The organism is Shewanella sp. MTB7, assembly GCF_027571385.1.
GTDB lineage: Bacteria > Pseudomonadota > Gammaproteobacteria > Enterobacterales > Shewanellaceae > Shewanella.
The window spans coordinates 439,548-457,953 of sequence record NZ_CP085636.1 but is presented as its reverse complement, the minus strand read 5'-3'; the positions used below and the strand labels follow the sequence as shown (position 1 = coordinate 457,953).

At 41.3% G+C, this 18,406-nt stretch carries 17 protein-coding genes and 1 pseudogene; 13 read left to right on the top strand and 5 right to left on the bottom strand.

Annotation, left to right across the window (positions count from 1 at the left end; all coding sequences use genetic code 11):
- The first annotated feature begins 2 nt into the window (after nt 1–2).
- Genes HWQ47_RS02055 through HWQ47_RS02045 form a run of 3 tightly spaced genes read left to right on the top strand, consistent with a single transcriptional unit; the run spans nt 3 to nt 4,959 of the window.
- A complete protein-coding gene (locus HWQ47_RS02055) occupies nt 3–1,418 on the top strand; it encodes an EH signature domain-containing protein (RefSeq protein WP_269969547.1) in 1,416 nt (471 codons plus the stop codon).
- Nucleotides 1,419–1,420: 2 nt separating this feature from the next.
- Nucleotides 1,421–4,270, top strand: a complete 2,850-nt coding sequence (locus tag HWQ47_RS02050; RefSeq protein WP_269969546.1) for a DEAD/DEAH box helicase — start codon at nt 1,421–1,423, stop codon at nt 4,268–4,270.
- Nucleotides 4,270–4,959 carry a DarT1-associated NADAR antitoxin family protein gene (locus HWQ47_RS02045; RefSeq protein WP_269969545.1) on the top strand — a complete coding sequence of 230 codons (690 nt, stop codon included), beginning with the start codon at nt 4,270–4,272 and terminating at the stop codon, nt 4,957–4,959. Before HWQ47_RS02050 ends, HWQ47_RS02045 begins: the two co-directional genes overlap by 1 nt.
- Here HWQ47_RS02045 and HWQ47_RS02040 read toward each other — a convergent pair.
- Both HWQ47_RS02040 and HWQ47_RS02035 read right to left on the bottom strand, forming a co-directional pair.
- Nucleotides 4,952–5,611: a DarT ssDNA thymidine ADP-ribosyltransferase family protein gene (locus HWQ47_RS02040; RefSeq protein WP_269969544.1), complete on the bottom strand. Its 660-nt coding sequence runs from the start codon at nt 5,609–5,611 to the stop codon at nt 4,952–4,954. The two genes, HWQ47_RS02045 and HWQ47_RS02040, sit on opposite strands and share 8 nt — an antisense overlap.
- Before the next feature lie 3 nt (nt 5,612–5,614).
- Nucleotides 5,615–7,054 (bottom strand): DEAD/DEAH box helicase, encoded by a 1,440-nt coding sequence (locus HWQ47_RS02035; RefSeq protein ID WP_269969543.1) that lies wholly within the window; start codon nt 7,052–7,054, stop codon nt 5,615–5,617.
- A 436-nt stretch (nt 7,055–7,490) separates the two neighbouring features.
- On the opposite strand from HWQ47_RS02035, the gene HWQ47_RS02030 reads away from it, so the two are divergent.
- From HWQ47_RS02030 to HWQ47_RS01995, 8 genes are all read left to right on the top strand, one after another.
- Nucleotides 7,491–8,108, top strand: a complete 618-nt coding sequence (locus HWQ47_RS02030) for a hypothetical protein (protein WP_269969542.1) — start codon at nt 7,491–7,493, stop codon at nt 8,106–8,108.
- Nucleotides 8,108–8,488, top strand: a complete 381-nt coding sequence (locus tag HWQ47_RS02025; protein ID WP_269969541.1) for a hypothetical protein — start codon at nt 8,108–8,110, stop codon at nt 8,486–8,488. Before HWQ47_RS02030 ends, HWQ47_RS02025 begins: the two co-directional genes overlap by 1 nt.
- Nucleotides 8,481–9,146, top strand: coding sequence for a hypothetical protein (locus tag HWQ47_RS02020; protein ID WP_269969540.1), 666 nt, complete (start codon nt 8,481–8,483; stop codon nt 9,144–9,146). The genes HWQ47_RS02025 and HWQ47_RS02020 overlap by 8 nt, the downstream gene beginning before the upstream one ends.
- A 74-nt stretch (nt 9,147–9,220) precedes the next feature.
- Complete coding sequence (locus tag HWQ47_RS02015) at nt 9,221–10,117, top strand: viperin family antiviral radical SAM protein (RefSeq protein WP_269969539.1); 897 nt, start codon at nt 9,221–9,223, stop codon at nt 10,115–10,117.
- Nucleotides 10,118–10,176: 59 nt separating this feature from the next.
- Nucleotides 10,177–10,380: a hypothetical protein gene (locus HWQ47_RS02010; protein WP_269969538.1), complete on the top strand. Its 204-nt coding sequence runs from the start codon at nt 10,177–10,179 to the stop codon at nt 10,378–10,380.
- Between the two features lie 58 nt (nt 10,381–10,438).
- Nucleotides 10,439–10,579: a hypothetical protein gene (locus tag HWQ47_RS02005; protein WP_269969537.1), complete on the top strand. Its 141-nt coding sequence runs from the start codon at nt 10,439–10,441 to the stop codon at nt 10,577–10,579.
- Nucleotides 10,580–10,589: 10 nt separating this feature from the next.
- A complete protein-coding gene (locus HWQ47_RS02000; protein WP_269969536.1) occupies nt 10,590–10,724 on the top strand; it encodes a hypothetical protein in 135 nt (44 codons plus the stop codon).
- A gap of 272 nt (nt 10,725–10,996) precedes the next feature.
- Complete coding sequence (locus HWQ47_RS01995; RefSeq protein WP_269969535.1) at nt 10,997–11,857, top strand: hypothetical protein; 861 nt, start codon at nt 10,997–10,999, stop codon at nt 11,855–11,857.
- A gap of 405 nt (nt 11,858–12,262) precedes the next feature.
- Here HWQ47_RS01995 and HWQ47_RS01990 read toward each other — a convergent pair whose 3' ends face one another.
- From HWQ47_RS01990 to HWQ47_RS01980, 3 genes are all read right to left on the bottom strand, one after another.
- Nucleotides 12,263–13,585 carry a type II toxin-antitoxin system HipA family toxin gene (locus HWQ47_RS01990; protein ID WP_269969534.1) on the bottom strand — a complete coding sequence of 441 codons (1,323 nt, stop codon included), beginning with the start codon at nt 13,583–13,585 and terminating at the stop codon, nt 12,263–12,265.
- Complete coding sequence (locus HWQ47_RS01985; protein WP_269969533.1) at nt 13,585–13,866, bottom strand: helix-turn-helix domain-containing protein; 282 nt, start codon at nt 13,864–13,866, stop codon at nt 13,585–13,587. The genes HWQ47_RS01990 and HWQ47_RS01985 overlap by 1 nt, the downstream gene beginning before the upstream one ends.
- A gap of 297 nt (nt 13,867–14,163) precedes the next feature.
- Nucleotides 14,164–14,889, bottom strand: coding sequence for an amino acid adenylation (locus tag HWQ47_RS01980; RefSeq protein WP_269969532.1), 726 nt, complete (start codon nt 14,887–14,889; stop codon nt 14,164–14,166).
- Nucleotides 14,890–15,093: 204 nt separating this feature from the next.
- Here HWQ47_RS01980 and HWQ47_RS28035 point away from each other — a divergent pair.
- Nucleotides 15,094–15,638: pseudogene (locus HWQ47_RS28035) on the top strand (helix-hairpin-helix domain-containing protein).
- Between the two features lie 390 nt (nt 15,639–16,028).
- Entirely contained in the window at nt 16,029–18,404 is a 2,376-nt protein-coding gene (locus HWQ47_RS01970) for a hypothetical protein (protein ID WP_269969530.1), read from the top strand.
- The last annotated feature ends 2 nt before the right edge of the window (nt 18,405–18,406 follow it).

Here is an 18,406-nt window from a genome sequence, read left to right as displayed (position 1 = left end):
TTATGTCACTTAAAGCCAAACTTAATCAATTGCCTATCGCATTTAACCTCAATCGCCATGCGTTTGAGCATAGTAAGCTAGATATTGCGACTCAACGAGCTCTGATCACTCTGGGAGAGTTTGATGCTGCTAAGCCATCAGAGTTTGAACTACAAGCTGAGTACCGTAAGGCCATAGCAGCAATTGCAGAGCCTTTTTTGTGGCCAAAATTGTCTAAACGCAGTCTGCGAACATTTGCTTGGATGTTATTTTCTGCTCCCTCTCAAGGTCGGGATAACTTGATGGCCATAGACGGATTCTGGCTTTCCTATTCACAGGAGTTAGCTAGAAGACAGTATAAGCGTGGCTGGCTGACAATTTACTATGTATTGATGCTGACTTACCCATACCAGAGGCAGGGATTTGAGGCAATTCGACAATCGCTATCTTACGCTTTGCGTTACTCTTTCGATCATAAATCAATGACCATATGGGGACGCTGTGAGGAATTTGATCTACTTGAACCCAATGGGCATAAAGCCCTACTTCATTACCTTGATGATGGTGAATCACTCGATGAGCTGTACGAACGAGCTGGTCTGACTGGTGCGCTAGCGACAGGAAAGTTAGCTCAACTTACCTACCTAGAGTTTTTAAACAAAACTAAACCATTATTAGCCTCACATGAGTGGCAAAAGCAAACTGTCGATCAAATACTCCGAGAATCGATTACTCAGCAAAGAGCATTGAAATATCCTTCATATCGAGCGCATTTGATTGAAGCATTGCTACTTCCATTTCAACAGCAAAAGCCTCGTAGCGATGTAAAAGAAACAATAAAAGGCTTTGTGCTTGGATACTTCAAAGATCCACGTGTTCACAATGGTTTATGGGCAAATGTGAGCGAAGTGGCGAAGAAAGTATTTTTGTCCTGGATGGTTGAAAGCACACTTGAAGACTTCTTCTCACTACTTGATTACGTCTCTCGTGGCGATGAAACCGCTGATAGGCATTGGAGATACCGTAAGGCCTTCTGGAAAGCCTACCTTGATGTTGAGGCTATTGATGAAGCCTGGTTGGTATTGGGCCCATATGCGAAGTCCATGTCCAATCAGTTTTTAAAAGGTGGTTCTAGTTACGGTGCGTTTATGCGTGGGTCAGGCGTAAGCAGTCGGCATTCAGCTTTGATATTGAGAATCGGAAACCTGATCATTACAGAATGGAGCCACTCAGGAAGCTATCGAGCATGGTTAGATACGAGTAAGTACACACCACGCTTCTACTTGACAGAATATAGCAAACAGATGCTGGTCCAAATGCCCTACCTCGAAGAAGGACATCACGGGTCTGTAAATGGTGGCTGGCAAAGTAAATTAAGTGACTTTATTAAGAGCTACACCGGAATAACCATCAGATATAACAACTATATGCGGGTCTAGAAATGAGCAAGGCAAATTTGAGTTGGCAAAAAATTGATGACACGTTTCGTTTTCAACTAGAAGCTGGTGGTATCACTGTACCTACGACGAATTGGGGCAGTTTTGTTATTCACACTACCCATAATAGGTTAGGCTCTGTCGCTCCCCTGCTCAGCTGGCTTGAACAAGAGTGTGTTAATGATGGAACATCTTATATTGACGTTAAAGAAAGTGTAATTGCTCAATGTGATGCTACAGAAGTTCTTCAATTAGGCTTGCCAGCTCTTGTTCCCTTCAAAATAAAGATATCTGGTATCGGACCTATACATACACCAACATTCAAATTGAATGCTATATGGTTGGATACGCGTTCTAGGCCTATGATGGGGTTAAAACGCGATGGTGCAATAATTAAACAGGGAGCTAATAGTTATCTGTTAAACGAGCCCCTTTTCTCTTTAATTAGCCATATTGATGCTTTTCAACAGACTAACTTTGAAGATATTGATAGTAAAATGTTGGCTTGGGGGATCTTACAGCAGTTTTTACCAAAGGATGCTGTCGTAGATGGTCAACTAAACACGATTACCGTATCTTCCGCAAATCGATTTACTTTAGATATTGACTCCAAAGGGCGAGTACATCCGGTACTGGTTACGCCAGTGACTGACTTTGATGGTGATATTACCGAATACAATTCACTGCTTCCTAGACAATATGAGAAAACTTTTTCTAAGCAGTTTTCAGGCAAGAAAAGCTGCGTCCCCCATTACGCACTAGGACAAGGACAATATGTAATCTTGTCACCACGTATGGTCGAAGCGATGAACGTAGTAAGAGGTGTTCAGAAGGGGACTGTACAAGAGAGACTCGCATTTATTGCCAATCCAGCAGGAAAAATAACTCAATCACTCGAACAGCAATTTAGTGAAGAGGAAGTTGAGCAGTTTTTTGTCGAAACACCTGAGTTTTTAAGCCTTCGAATACAACAATTGGGGGTTTGGGAGCCAAAGCTCTGTGCCTATAGACTGGAAAATTCGACTAGCTGGGTACCTGATGATGAAATCCTGACTCTTATCCTTGGTGAACAGGTAATTGAGATCACCCCTGAGGACGCCGTTGGCTTGAGCGAAAAAATAGAAGACGCAATAGCAAAAGGCGATTCTACCGTTCAGCACGGCAATCAAGAGATCCCCGCAAACCCAGAAACTTTGGCTGCGGTTCAAAGAGTTGCTAAAGCGGTATCTGGTGATTCTGATAAAGATAATAACGTTGAAGCTGAAGGCCGATCCATTGAAACATTGGTTCCTATAACTACGGATAATATTGAAGAACTTGAGTATCAGATCCGCAAGACTCCAAGGGCAGGCTTGAATTGTGAGTTACCCGAGTTACTTCAAACTGTATCGTTATACCCACATCAAAAAATCGGTGTTTCCTGGCTTCAAGAACACTGGAAGCAAGGTAGTAATGGGGTGCTTTTAGCGGATGATATGGGGTTAGGTAAGACATTGCAAAGCCTTGCGTTTATGGCTTGGATAAAAGAAGCAATGAACGATAATGTATACCCCAACAAGCCTATGTTAATAGTTGCTCCTTCAGGTCTGCTGAAGAACTGGAAAGATGAAGAGGCGGTACATTTAAACAAACCTGGTCTAGGCCGTATTTTCGAGGCATACGGTCCAGGAATGAAGTCACTTAGTGGCATGTCTGCATTAGAGCGTAAACGAGCTTTTGAAGGCGCGGACTGGGTATTGACTACCTATGAAACGTTAAGAGATAAGATTTTATATTTCCTGCCTATCCAGTGGGCATGCGTCACTTTTGATGAAGTTCAGAAAATTAAGAACCCTGTATCGAGAATGACTGAAATGGCTAAGTCGTTGTCTTGTGACTTTTCAGTAGCAGTCACTGGCACACCTGTTGAGAATGAGCTGAAAGATCTGTGGAGTATTATTGATGCTGTAGAGCCAGGCTATCTAGGTGCGTTATCTGAGTTCCACAATACTTATGTTAAAGCTGATGACCCAGTTGCTGCCGCAGAAGCTTTAAAATCAAGATTAGTCGATGACGTTTCACCTGCGATTTTAATGCGAAGAATGAAAGAAGAGCACCTACAAGGGCTACCTAAGAAGCACACTAAACATTATCAGCGCGAAATGACACCACAACAGGCCCAAGACTATTCTGTTATTGTCAGCAATGCCCAAGTTAATACCGAAAAAGGGCGAGTACTAGAAGTGATTCAACAACTCCGTAAAGTGAGTTTGTTTTCAGTTGAAGTTGGAGCAGAAGGGTTAACTAACGATCATATTGAAAGCTCCGCAAGACTTAAAGAAACCATTGGTATTTTAGATACCATTCATACGGCTGGAGAGCGAGCTCTGATCTTCATTGAATCACTGAAGCTTCAGGCCTTATTGGTTCCGTATCTTCAGCAGCGCTATCAAATGCAGCACCCACCAGCTCGAATAAATGGCTCGATCAATGGTGCGAAGCGTAAGCAGTTAGTTGATGTGTTCCAGCGTACTCCGGAAGGTGAGTTTAATGTCATGTTGCTATCTCCTAAAGCTGGTGGAGTAGGTTTAACACTTACTCAAGCAAATCATGTGATTCACTTGTCTCGCTGGTGGAATCCCGCTGTAGAAGATCAATGTTCGGATCGTATATATCGAATTGGTCAGCAGAAACCTGTGCATATACATTACCCGATGGCCGTACACCCAAAGTATGGTGAAGCATCTTTCGATATCAGGTTGAATGAGCTTTTAGAGCGAAAGAGAGAGCTCAGTAGGAACCTGCTTTTACCAGCGGCAATTACAGCCGCAGAGATTGAGCGATTGCTAGGTGATGCAGTAGGAGATAAAACATAATGGCAAGCAGACCCGTATTTAGACCATCAGATGATTACCCTTATGTAACTGAAGATTTAATTGAGTTCAAATGGCACTCTGGTTTTGCTGCGACACAAAAACAAAAGTCAGTAGAAGAACTACATACAAGGATTATTGAAACTAACTTAGCGGTTAATCCGCTCGAGGTATCATCCAAAAGCTCACTTGGGATTGGGGTATCATTGAGCGCATTTAATTTAATGGTTAAGCTGGCTAACGGCAAGGACGTAGCAGTTGAGAACATATTTCAAGCTGCTAAAATTTTTCAAAGTGGCGGCCCCTATAAAGACCTACTTCAAGTCAGTCCACTTGATGCTAAGCGAGATATAAGATTAAAAGAATCAGGTAGTTTGATTGGGTTCCAGGGTAAGGAAGGAATTTGGCCATTAGAACCTAAAACACTATTTTATGATTGGATTTACTTAAATGCTTTAAACAGAAATCCAAGTTTGACCGATGCTATTAAGAAATTTGATAGTTTTACTGACATAGAGTTCAATCCGAGCAAGAGCTTCAACTGCCAAGCTCGCTCTTTGGCTTTATATGTCAGTTTGTCTAAAGCGGGCAAAATTGAGTCGCTTCTAAATAACTCAAAAAAATATCAAGATTTGTTTCTTTCAGGCTTAGATAACAAAGACAAACTACCGGCACAGCAAAGTCTTATCTGAATATAGGGCCTGAAAAGAGTTCTTGGTTCACAGAGAAGGCATCTGAATTTAAACCTAACATATTGAAAGCTGAACGATATTGAGAAAGTTTATTTTGATTTGGTAGGAAAACTGTTTTTATGTTTTTAGTATCAATTGAGTCCTTAATTAAAACCTCTGCTTGAATGTCTGTAGTGAAGTACTGCGGGAGATTGTACCTAGTATAAGTTCTACTTGGTGTAACAACCTCTTGCATAAACATCTGTTCAAACCCTACAGCTCCACCACAAACTCCGTAACGCTTAGCCGTACTTGAGGCAGCGTTACAAACGGAAAATAATGTGGAATCATCGAACATAGGCGAGATCTCAACGCATAATATGCACCAATCTAGGTGACATAATTCAGGACGTTTTTGGTATTTATTCAGAAGATACCAATTCGGACGCGATAAACTTAAATTCACATAATTTCTTAAGCCATCAAAACGTTCCTCATCCATATGATCTGCGTAATCAGCAGTAAAATAACCATCGTCAACTAGCTTTAGCTCATCAACTTTTTCACGAGAGTAGAGATATCCTCTCTCCATAATACTCATTAAATTTTCAATAGAAGTGAAGTGGTATAAACTTTGAACACCTCTATTGTGAGCTTTTTGCTTAACCGTCATACATTAATGACTCTCTAGTAAATTTGAATCTATCTCTTTAAAGTAGCGAGAGGGCGTTCCACTATATGTTAACGTCAAGCTTTTCACTGCTCTAGTCATACAAGTGTAAAGTAACCTTCTTTCAGTCGTGATATGCAAATCATCATCAGGTTCACTAAATCCTGATTTAACAGGTAGGTTATCGTCATGGAGGTCGCAGATAAGAATGTGATCAAATTCTAAGCCCTTTACGGACTGCATAGTTGATATTTTTATATCAGCCTTTGAGTAATGAATATCTGCATTACCATTAATTTTTTCATGTTCTAGGCCCATCTTTTCGAGGCTTTTAATAATTTTATATATGCCCTGATGAGTACGATGCAAAATACAAATTGAATCCTGAGGATAATCTCTACGAAGCTCCTGAGCCCTCGTTGCAATGAATACCTGTTCAGAATCTGAATTAGACAACTTTTTAAGCAAAGGTTTCTCCCCTGGAACTGTTCCAAGCTCAACCTTTGTGAAATCATCTGAATCATTATCTTTTTCTAATAGAGATAATGCGGCTTTTGCTATCGCTATAGTATTTCGATAGTTTTTCTTAAACTCAACAGTTCTTCCACCTGTCACGTTGAGACCCACCTCTTTCCAGTTAAAGCCACTTTTGTAAATTCGTTGTGCGGCATCTGCGATAATGGTAATACTACTAGTATTAGGAGACACAACCTTAGTTAAAACAGAAACTTGAGCCTTATTTAGATCTTGAGCTTCATCAATAACCAAATGAGTGAAAGGTGGTATAAATTTATCACCTTTTTTCTCAATAAGTGCTAGGCATAGTAAGGCATAATCATCAAAATCACACTTACCAATCCTTCCAAGCTCTTCTTTATACTTACTAAATACTTCCCAAATAACAGGCCTATCAGTTTTCAATACTCTATCAGTCTTGCCTCTGCCTACTCTTGATACGTTGATGTATTCATCAAGAGAATTGATACACCGGCCTTTCAGCCAAGATATCTCATCACAAAAAAAATCAGTGGATTTAGTTAAAATTCGACTATTTTCTGAATTTAAAGGGATTGAGCTAACTATGGGCCTAAGAATACTTAAAATTTTATTATCAAAGAGTGTTTTATCGTAGAGGTCTATTCCATTTTCCTTTATAAATGCATATGCCCATTTATGAAAATTAATGATCTTCATGCCTGTATAGTCGTTTTTATTCAGGCTATGTGTTAACTCATTCAAGTAGCCAGAAAGCGACTTATTGAAAGTGAATATAGCAACTTTGCTCGGTTCAAACATATCCGAATGAGAATCCATTAAATGACAAGCTCGGTAAACAGCCACTGTCGTTTTACCACTTCCCGCAGCACCTTTTATCTGAATTGGTCCTTCATGGCTAAGGGTTAAAACTTTTCTTTGTTCACCAACTAGAGTAATAGGCTTCAACATCCAATGAACCTCATTAAAAATATAATAATCAACTATATAGAGTGTATATTTTTATATACTGAATTGTTAATGATATCTATATAGATTTCTTTAATTTTTGCCATGTAGATCACCATTACCTCTTCTAATCTAACTAAAGACTATCCTTTAGCCATGTGCACGATGAAGGCCTATATAGGAAAAATAGGTTTTGATTATCAATTCCCCCCCCAATTGTCACACCATACTTAACACGGAAGTGCTGCGATGGAGATAATGCAGCTTAAAGATAGTATTAAGCTTGTGATAATTCCGTTGACGGACAAGTTTTAGGTAGAAGATATTTTTATTGACTCTTCCAGGCTTATCCACTTGATTCATTAGAACAAAAGCGCAATGATATGACCGTTTGGAAATGGGGTCCTTACCAGCATTTCCGTGTTATCAAGGATGAAAAATGAAATCAATTTTGAATACTATCGATATTATTCTCGGGCACCTTGCGGCAGGGATCATGACCTTCTTGCTTTACCTCAGCCTTGGTATTGTTGCAGCTCTATCTCTCATTGCTATCCCTGCTAGTTTTTTCGAATATGGAACGGGTATCAACGAGTTGGATTTGACAGAAATAGGCTCACTTGCTCTGTTATGCTTGGTTGTTTGGCGTTTTTATCGTCGAGGTACTCAATTAAATTGGACCTGGTGGCAGATGATCCGACGTTTCGTATTTGCCGTTTCAACTGTGGTTTTGCTTGCATCTTTCATCGAGTTAATTGCAATGTGGATGGAGCTCACGGAAAAAGGGCGATTAGAGGCTGAGTTCTTATATAGATACGAGGAGATTGAAACTTTTGCATCATGCCTTCTTTTTATTTTGACAATCTATGCGGCAACGCCTCTTTCGCCGTTTTACAAAGAAACCCAAGATTCAACATTGTCTGCACCGTCCTCTATAAAAGAGCCAATACCAGAGACGAGTTCTGAACCTGACGCCACCCAATCTACCGATACAGGTGACTTTGAAGAGAACCTGAAAAATTATAAAGCGCCAGAAAACCCATGGGAGAAAGCGTGATGAATGCTTTTAAATATGTAGTATTTATCGGCTTAATATTTAGCTGCTCGCTTCAGGCCAAACAAACTCCCTTTCAAGACGATGATGCGGAACTTCTGCAGCAATCCTGCCGTGAAGTGGTAGAAATATTTGAGCATAAAGATAAAGTTGGGCCTTATGCAGCGCTTCACACTTCTATGGCTGAAGCGATGCGTGCAGGTTACTGTATTGGTGTGTTACAGCAGTACAGCCAACAGTCGCACAGCTGTTATTCGAGTCGTTATGCAAGTAGTAATTGGTTTGAGATGGCAAAGGCCATTTCGAACTTATCTATGGGTGTTCAAGAGCTGCAGCGGCTCCGAGTGAGTCAATTACTAGAACAGGCATATTGCAATGGCTAGTCGTTTAACTGTACCGCAAGCTATCCGGCAGCTATTTGGCATTGATGTAGCGACCCAGAGTCAGCTACTTAAAACTAAAGCTGATTCACTTGTCAGAAATAAGTTGATAAAAATTGAAACGGAACAGAAGGTACAGCGAAAGACAAAGTATCTAGCCCCTGGTCAAATGACAGTGCTCTTTAATGCTTTGCTGCTCAATGCTGTATTCCATGATCCCAAGGATGTGAAGCGCATCTTTGAAGATAAATCTTATCGCGAGGAGTGTGCTAAGGCGGTGAGGGTTATGTTTGGCGAAAGCAATTCTTTGATGGGGATAGCTTTGAGCAATGGTTTAGCACTCAAGTTTGCAGATTCATTGGCTGGTGACTTTGATTTGTATAGTGACAAGTTGCCTAATCCTTTCGCTGTTTTGCCTCAGCTTGCGTTGGGAAAAAATCAAAGTTTATTACACGCCTTGCTAGCTCAATCTGCCACCTTAGAGCCAAGCGATAATATACTGCTAGCTTATTTACAAGGTGATCTCGATAGAGCTGTAGAAATGTCATCCCTGATGACAACTGACAATGAGGCGGTAAATCAATTAAAACTTCACGTTGAAAGATCGCGGCGCGAAGCCGTTGAATTTGATGATTTGCTAGATCAATTCAGAAAAATGTAATTTTTTTATATAAAGTGTTGTTAGTGCATTGCACTAGGTGAATCTGTGTTGGTCATCAACAAACGGAGAGCACCATGACACAGATTCAAGAACTCGTTATCAACTTCCATATGACCGAAGCGTGCAATTACCATTGTGGATATTGTTATGCTACGTGGGAAAATAATTGCTCGTCTACGGAGCTTCATCATAGTGAAGTAAAGACTAAGCAATTGCTAAAGGATTTAGCCTCGTATTTCCTTTTCGATAACCCCCTCAGACAGCAACTCAATTACCGCTCCGTGAGGATCAACTTTGCTGGTGGCGAACCATTGATGTTGGGCCGTCGCTTTGTCAATGCGCTGCTTTATGCAAAACAGCTCGGATTTAAGACTTCTGTTATTACCAATGGCCATCTTTTAAATGCATCTTTGATGCTAAAAATTGCTCCCCACCTCAATATGCTCGGTATGAGCTTTGATACTGCAGATAGCTTACTGGCCTCAAACATTGGGCGCACTAACCAAAATGGTGACTGGCTATCTCCTGAAGATTTGATGGAAATAGTCCTAGCATATCGCACGCTAAATCCAAATGGACGCTTTAAGGTCAATACGGTTGTTAATGCTTATAACTGGCGAGAAAATATGGTTGAGGTTATGCAGCAACTGCAGCCTGATAAGTGGAAATTACTACGCGTTTTACCCGTTCATGAACACAATCTCACTATCACCTCAGAGCAGTACCGTTCATATGTTAAGCGTCATTCAATCCTCTCTCATTTTATTGTTGAAGAAGATAACGATGCTATGTGGCAATCCTATTTAATGGTTAACCCTGAAGGTTGTTTTTATCAGAACAGTAGTGAGGGAAAAGGCCATTCGCACAGTAAACCAATCTTAGATGTCGGCGTGGAACATGCTTTTGCCGAGATTGACTTTAACCTTAACGCATTTGTCGGTCGTTATCCTTTAGCAACTAACGTTGCATAACGTCATTGGCCCATTTTAGGGGATACCTCTGAGTTTCCAGGCAATCTATGGATGTTCCAATGAAAAAATACAGTAGCGATAAGAATATTAACGTATTGGTTAACAGGCTGGTTAATCACTATGGCTGGTCATGTAAAAAAGGCCGACACCCTAAGTTGATCACTCCCTCGGGGAAGCGCCTGAGTGTTCCGTCTACCCCCAGTGATAAGAGAAGGGCATTTCAAAACTTTAAACATGATGTTCGTCGATTACAGGGGTTTTAACTGTAACGGTTGAAACCCCTTAGCAATCGATAATCAACTAACCTTGAGGAAAACTAAAATGTCCGACAAAAACCATAAGAGCAATCAGTCAAATGATAACAAAGGCACTAGCGGTACTAACCATGCCTACCAGAAGGCGCTAGATAATAGGAGCAACCAGCTCAACCCCAATAATTCACAGTATCAACCCAAGAAATAAGGAGTAAAGTATGCCTGATTCATCTGATATGAGCGATGATGAGCTTGACCTTTGGTCTGATATTAATAATCCAAATAATGATGCGGATATGGATGATTGGGCCGATGCCCATAATCCAAACAATGATGATTATTTAGAGGATTAGTAAGGCCATATAGATAAATGACTTAAAAGCTTATCCCTTTAAAGGCGCTACTGTTGTAGCGTCTTTTACCGCTTTAGAGAGCGAAGTGCTCAATGGTTAGCGGTACCATTGTTTAGCGTCAACAAGTGCTAGCTGAGATAGTGTCGCTCAATATCACTATTTACAAGGTTTTGAGCGCGGCGATCCTATCAAGCCACAGCTAATATTTAATTAGGATTAGCAAGCTCTTAATACCTCACGTGAAAGTGCTTGGAAAGGTATAGGTAATATTCATGGTTAAAACAGATTACATTCCAACGGTTAAATCTCTCATTGACCAAGGAGCCATTGCAGTCTCTGGCAACGAAGAGTTGATAAGAGAATTTGCAGAGTTTATCTATTTCAAAGGTTTTCATTTTAATGTATCAGAGCTCAATTTTTATTGTGGGCTCTTAGGCTATTTAGAGATTGATGATAGATATAATTGTTCAGAACTTTTAAGTAAAAGCCCTAGAAGTAGCCAATCTATAGGGGTGTTATATTCGTTAGATTTAAGTGGAAAGATTAGCTTAACCGTTCATCGTAATAATGATCAGCGGGATAACTTAGAGCTCATGCTTGTTACTAATATAGGCGATGCTAAACATCGAGAAAATGTATTTGAGAAGATATATGATCTATTAGACAACTCTGAGTATTTCTATGTTTGCCAGCAGTGCAATCAGCTGGTGGACTCGAGACTGATTGATATCAGTGATATACCCGTTTGCGCAGCAGACTCATGCACAGGAACATATAAACAGACCTTTGACGTTAACCAAATAGATAGAGTGACAAGCTCAAGGTTTGACGAAATTAGAGTTGCTATTTTTGAAGATGAGATTCGGCTGTTCAATTCAACGACCTTTTGGCCTCACCCACATGAATGCCACTCTGGTTACGCCATTAAAGCCACACTTCCATTATCAGCAAGCCCTGCTGAAGTGAGAGAGCTAAAAACTAAAATAGAGAGTGAGCATAAATACCCTACTGATTGCTTCTATTGCAAAGGTGAGGTCCATGAAGGTATGGGAATGAGTCGTTTGGTCAATGACAGCATCGAGGCTATTGTTTGTTACGGTTGCGCGACTGAACATCACGGCGTCATATATTAACCCCCTTAACAGTTGATATTTCATCTCACTGGGAAATGGCTTACACACCTTACAAAGTGGTACTAAAGTGGTGACTAAAACAATAAAAAACCAAATAAATACAATGTAAACCACTGTTTTTAAATGAAAATGTAGATTTTTACTACATTCAGATCCAAAACGTGGAATAACATTTTTACCTATTTGAATTAATGTGTCCAAGCCCAGTTTATCGCTGGGCTTTTGTTTGCAGGTGATCTAGCTTAATGGAATATCAACTCAGCATATGTCGATACAATCGACATATGCATTCAATACTCGCCACTCATGTCGATAAATTTTGATTCTATCAATGTTAAACTGACAGCGATGGTCTACTGCAAGTCATCTTCAAGCACACATCGAGTAGCGAATATTGCTGTCCTTTCAGATATATGACTCAGCTATCAGTCGCTTTGCTCTATCCTTTAAACCATCGAGAATAGAATCCCTTATATGTACAGGAAAGTCTTCGGGCAACTGAGCCTTTACCCTCATAATCACATCATCAACTGAATCTGCCACCTCTCGCAAAATATCAACCATAGCATCGAGATCAAAACCTACCGCCTTCGCTGTTTGCAGAAAGTGCCGTGGAAAAATCTGAGCAATTTGATACTTCTTACCTTTGGTCGCCTTAAGCCCCATAGCCAACTTTGCATCGCGAATATTTAACCCCTTGCCGCCTATCACTGGGTACATGGATATAATGTCGTAAAAAGGGGTTAATCGATATCCGCCACCAACCTCGATGAAAAGAGAAAAGTTTTTAGCATGCCCATCTGTAGCTGCTAATAACCAAAACAACACTTGTGACTTCATTAAGTTGTACCTATCTCGCTCTGAGTTCATAGAGCCGAGTAGATAAAGCATGATTTGTTCAATACCGGGACCACCATGACTTTCATATTTTTTTGCAGGTGGAATATTTAACGTCTGACAAAAATCCTCTTGCGGCAATCGCATTATCCATTGGCCATCACTGGATAATTTACGATCAAAGCGCGCTACTGCTAGCGCTTTAATATCACCCACTTTGAGTATTGAGCAATGAGGTACATCTAAGCCAAACTCCCTCACTATCATCATGCACAGGTATTCATTTTCAACGCTGTCATTCATATCGATGGTATATGAATGGCTCTGTATCTCACCGATAGGCAGCTTAATGATATGCGTAGTCGGTGTAGCTTTAATAGGGAGTTGCCATCGGCCATCTAAATTAAGTAAGGCGGTCTTCTCTTGGGCACCTGCAATCGATATTCGAAAATCATCTTCATCGACTAGCATGCCTAACGGAATATCTGACTGATAACCTTTGAGCACTTTTTCCAATGCCTCATCGGATAAATCTTTAGCTTCAATCTTTTTAACATCAAAAGGGTGTTGACCATGAAGTACTAACTGCAATGCACCGACACTGTCTTGGCCGACTTTAGCGAGTAGATCGAACGCTTGTGTCGATTGCGCATTATGACGAGCAACAATCCTGTTTCTCACCTCCATGTTATCTGGTAGTAAGTTATCAAAGAAGTTATAAACTTCATCGCCTTTATACGCTTGCGATCGCAATGGCATCGACAATGAAATAGGCCGACTTCCAGGTGTTGTTAGCCATTTGGGGGCGTACTTAAACAGATGAGAGCCTGTGGTCGATTTAGTAAATTCACCTACCAGATAGCCATTCACATAAACATCCAGAACAGCCATTACCACTCCTCCTTCCACTCTTGCTCGGAGGCGGCGCTTTTATCATCATTAAGCTGCTCCGTTAGCTCTGAGTTTCTAACCTTTATATCCAACTCTAGATTCAGTGCTGACAGGATTTTAAACAGCGTCTCTAACTTGGTGGAGTCAGGGTTCTGTTCAAAGCTTGAAACGGTATCCTGACGGATACCGACTTTACTACCCACTTTGCTTTGCGAGAGCTTCATATTCAATCGTGCATCTTTGAGATACGCGCTAAGCTGCTTTGAGTTCGTCACCTTCATGATCACTTGCCTATAGAACCTATTCTTAGTTCTATTTTACACGCTAAAGCAGGTAAATCAAGTTTCACACGCTTCAACCGTTAAACCCTATATTACACGCTAGAAGCGTTAAACTATAAATTGCACGCTATAGCGTGTAATTTAAGTGCTAGATCCGAAATATATTAAGGAATATGACAAAGTAGTGCCAAGGTGTACTGCTGGGCTTTTGTTTGTCTTCTGTCGAAGGTTGGCCTTTGACTGGAAAATTAAGCTCTATAGACTGATATAGCCTCAAATAACAACCTAATCTCTGTTCTACTCCAACGCCTTTAACACTGGCTTTTGTGGGTAGGGGCTGGGGAAACTCCCCGGTTTAACATCGGGGAAGTCATCGGCACTAATACCTGAGGCAAAACGGTATAGGGCATCGTCGATAAAACGCTCAACCGGGATGAACTGGTGTTTTTTACTGCGCAGCCCATTAATCTTTCGCGGCTGCTGATTGATAAACATACTCAGTTCCCACGCCTCTTCGCTGTCAAAATAGCACGGTTTATGGTCATCAAAAAGTGAGTGTAAATAGTACTGTATTTCAGCAATATGGGCGCCTATGCTGCGATCTAAATTACGAAAACTCGTAACCTTAGTTTGTTCAAAGTAATACTCGATATTGTCGAGTATCTGCATACCATCATCATCGTTTTGAATAAAACCATTAGATCGCAGCCAGCCAATAGCGTGTAACTTCCAGTGACGATAGAAATCTTGCTGCAACGTCTCCCAATCTGGCTTACGCGGATAATGAATTATCATGCAGTAGCGGCTATGGGACTCCATAAACACCACCAGCCAACTACCATCATCATAGGGTTGCCATTGACGGCCCGATAGCTGAATAACCTGCCCTTGCCAACTCACACGATTAGCATTAGTGCTAATCGGCTGCACTCCAGGGTTATTACCATCGGCATCAGTTATCCGCTCAAGTGGCACTTTCAGCATTTTACACATTTGGTTAGATAGACTTAAAAACAACGCCATCAAGATCCCTTAAGCAACTGAGTAGATTAGTATCATGTTATCACCTTTGCTGCACAAATTTACCGTTATATATTAAACACTTCCTATTTGATTAACCTCACGCCACAGAGTCACTGCTAGCAGAGATACAAGCTGCATGAGCATACACGCTAAGCTATTTTGGGCTAGACTCAGCAAAGCCAAAGGATTAATGAAGTATTCAGGATGAATAAAACCCTAATTGAAATTGCCTATGACGATCGAGAGCATGCTGAAACGTTATTAGAACAACTGTCACTTCACACGAGTCTCTACCTAGTAAAAAAACGATTAACACTGGGTGATTATCGGAATGTGACTATAATACCGCACTGCTTATTGAAGGTTCTTCTCGTGATATAGCCTCTTATGACATTACTCGTGAAGCATTAATTGGGGCGTTGTGCTCTATTGCTATCAACTTCAATATGCCTATTCTTCGCAGTTTATCCCAAGCTGAATCGGCTAAAATACTCTACTTTTGTGCTACTCAATTAAACAGTAAAGAAACTGGAGTTATATCAAATGGCAGAAAGCCTAAGCGCCAAAAAAACCGCCAACTATTCATACTCCAAAGCCTGCCACAAATAGGGCCTAAATTAGCTAAACGCCTTTTAACTCATTTTGACAGTCTCGAATCAATCTTTACCGCGCCAGAAGAGGAACTCATCAAAGTCGAGGGCATAGGACGAGAGAAAGCTCAACAAATACGTGAAATATTAACATTATAATCAATCAAGTTTTACTCACTTTCACCAGTACACATATTGAAACACCTTCCTATCAAGAAATATTTGGCACAAACCTTAGCTGACTTCCACGCTTAAAAAACCAACAAGTTAAATAACAAATTTGACTCTTTTTATTGCGGATCGTGCCCTACTACCAATCTCCCAAAATAGTGATTGATACCAACCCATGACACTAATTAGTCATGATTACTTTACTCATAAAAAAATGGATATTCCAATACCCCATCAAGATCAATGGAGCGATTTGATGAACACCAAACATATACTCTTTCTATCTTTAACCCTCCCAATCCTTAGTGCCTGTGGGGGAGGCAGTGACAGTAATGACATACTCCTACACCAGAGCCACCGCCTGAGCCCACCCCAATAGTGATGAGCGGTAAAGTTGCCGATGGCTATCTTGTTGGCGCTAAGGTTTGTTTAGATCTGAATCAAAATAAACTCTGCGATGAGGGTGAGCCTAGTGCCACCAGCACAGCTGGGGGTGACTTCTCTATCACTGATGCGACTCAAGAGCAGATAGAGAACTTCCCGTTGCTGGTTGAAGTCACAGCTGGTGTCGTCGATGAGGATACCGGTGAAGCAATTACTCAACCCTATACAATGACTGCCCCGGTAGGATATGAATTCGTCAGCCCATTAACCACTATGGTGCAAAATGAGGTTGAACAAGGTAATGAACTGGCAGATGCAGAAGCAAGCTTACAAGGGCTGCTGGGAACGACTTTAGCACTCAGCCAAGACTATGTTGCCCAACAGCTCAATGCCGAGTTGGAGGCCGATGTTCAAGAGGAATATGAGCGACTGCACCATGTTGCCCAAGTTACCGCTCAACTTATCGCCAACAATTTCGATGCTATTCAAACAGCCGCCGATGACGCAGGTATTTCAGCCGACGATATCATTGGTCTTATTGTCGATCAGATCATCGAAGCGCTGGATGAGATCGTCAGCGAAGTGGAATTTGTTAACGAACAAGGAGGCGAATTTGATCCCGAAGATGTGCTCGAGTCAGACACTGTTGTCGATGCCAGCACTGTCTCTACGGAGGATCTCGAAGGTCAAGTTCAGATCCGTAACACCGAAGCCACCGCAGCAGCAGCTAATTTAACCGAGTTAGTCAGTGGCGATGGAATTAACTTTTTCGATGATGGTTATTACGACGATATGTTGGCGCTATCCTATGGCACTTTAACCTATGGCACTTTAACCTATGACGCTGAGACTCAAACGTCAGCAGAAGTTAGATTTAAGCTGCTTGACGGTGAGTTTGTTACTGAAGAAGAGATGAATGATGAAGATGATCTTATTCTCACCGAATCAGGCTGGGTTGTCAGTAATGATAACTTTGTCATTGGCGATCTAAATGATGACGGTAGCATTACCTTAATCAATTCAGATCTAGCCGTGTTAAGTGAGCTTATTTTTGCCAAACAGATCTCTGTCATCGATCTAAAGATAAAGCTATTTTTATCAGAGCAAGTAGACACTGATATCTGGCATAAAGTGATCCCAGAAACAGTTACTTTTAGTACTGGAGCTGAAGCATTCGAATTAAGCTTCAGTAATATCAATGATGTTTACTCTATCTTCAACTGGAATGGCTGCCATGAAGACGAGATGTTCGAGGGCATGTGTAATAGCGTGTGGGCACATACCGCGGATAGTGAGATGGATGGGCCTGTAGTTACTTTGAGTAGTCTTATATCCACCACAGCATCAGATGGAACAGTCGATAACATTATCGGCCCTCATGTGGGTTGGGACGGTAGTCGTTCTATCATCGCCGAGATGATCGATGGAGGTGCAGCTAACTACTACAAAATTGAGTGGCAAGCTCAAAGCGACTCAGGAGAAGTCAGCAATGTCGCCTCCCTTTTTGCAACAGGGACCTGGCGTGATGTAACCGTTTTGGATCAAAGGTTACTCCTATTGGCATTGCCTGAAAGTGTGCGGGATTTTGGCGACAGTGATGACGATGATATAGGAGAATTGTTGTTCACCGAATTTGAAGGTGCAGTCAGAAGAGGTGAATATACAGCCGCTGGCCAGATATCCGATGATGACGAATGGGTATTTAATCTCGCCGCTAAAAATGACATTTTAGAAAATCTAGATCTCACTCTTCTCGACAATGTCATGCCGTCAGAACCGGAACACAATGACTTTGTCTGCCGTGACGGGGATTCCGATTGGGATGATGAAACAGATCAACCTAAAGAGGGCACAACTCGCTCATATAGCGAATACCTTGCCCTAGTCGCTAACTGCAGAGCAGGCGAACCTCAACTATTCAATACTGAGATGCTAGCTGGTCAAAAGCTTAAATCTTTTGACTCAGATGGCGAGATAGAAAGCATTTTGACATTCAATGTTGATGATACGGGCAGCCATACCGACAATGACAGTGATGAGCCTATGGTTGAAAACTATCATTGGGTCGTCAATGACGCAGGAGAGTTAATCCTCGAGGTGGGTAACTCAACTGGCACTAACGACATCAGGGCAGTGATCAGCTTGATTAAGCAAGATGGCGATCACTTCTCTATCAAGGGATTTGTCGAAGACAATGACTGGTCGCCTATGGATGGAACCGCTGGTGAGGTATGGAGTGATAAAATGAAATTATTCCCTCTTCCAGAGCCTGACAATAGTGACTTTGTCTGCCATGAAGGCGACTCGACTTGGGACGATGAAACCGATCAACCTGTTGCTGAGACTTTGGTTTCCTTTAGCGAGTATTAGAC